The sequence below is a fragment of the Oleiphilus sp. HI0125 genome (assembly GCF_001635355.1).
Genome location: NZ_LWGF01000306.1, coordinates 1 through 784, shown reverse-complemented (window position 1 = coordinate 784; position 784 = coordinate 1). Strand labels below are relative to the sequence as shown.

General features: G+C 44.3%; 2 protein-coding genes. Both read right to left on the bottom strand.

The genetic code is table 11. The annotated features are described in order from the left end of the window. On the bottom strand, window positions 1–132 hold a 132-nt coding region (locus tag A3762_RS28585; RefSeq protein WP_156493226.1), incomplete at its 3' end, for a redoxin domain-containing protein. A gap of 39 nt (window positions 133–171) precedes the next feature. After that, the gene (locus A3762_RS04170; RefSeq protein WP_068476774.1) at window positions 172–711 is read right to left on the bottom strand and encodes a glycine cleavage system protein R; all 540 of its coding nucleotides are present in this window, start codon (window positions 709–711) and stop codon (window positions 172–174) included. Window positions 712–784 lie beyond the last annotated feature (73 nt).

Below are 784 nucleotides of genomic sequence, written 5' to 3'. Positions count from 1 at the left end.
CGTCATTGCTTTAGGATAAAAAAACACAACAACAGCGCTTTTGTCTTTGTAATCTGACAAGTTAATTACGTCGCCGTCTTGATTGCTCAGCGAAAAATTTGGCGCGGTTTCGCCGACGGTTGGATGAGTCACAAAAAGTCTCCTTGTTATAAAGCGTTTACCAAAGTCTTGTTAGCGTTGCGGTTCGATGACAGCATCGAGATTTCTGTCGTCACAGAAGTCGATAAAGTTTTCGCGCAAGCTAGCAATATGCGTGTCGGCAGGAATGCGGATTAGCATATTTAGGTTGAACATTTGGGTTCCAGTGTGTGGCGCGCTATATGTTCCTGTGGAAAGATCATCAATATTGATTTGTGCAGATGAGAAAAACTGCGCGATTTCATGAACGATTCCAGGGTTGTCGAGGGCGACCACGTCTACGGTATACGAGAAAGCTTGCGCACTTGGACGTGCCACCGTGTGTTTTATTGTGGTTGTTAGGCCGAGCTCATCGGAAAGTGCAGGAAGGGCCTCTTCTAATTTTGTAATGCTGTTCGGCTGGCCAGAGATCATCATGATGACGGCAAACTCTCCACCAAGAACGGTCATGCGACTATCCACGATATTGCATTGAGCTTCTGCGCAAGCCTTTGCGAGCTGATTTACGATGCCTGGTTGGTCAGTGCCAATACTTGAAATTACTAAGTGAGAATCTTGAGTGCTTGTATTCATTATTATTCAATTCGCCATATAAAAGAGTTGTATTAAGAGTATAGGTATATCAGTAAGTTCTACCAAGCTTTCG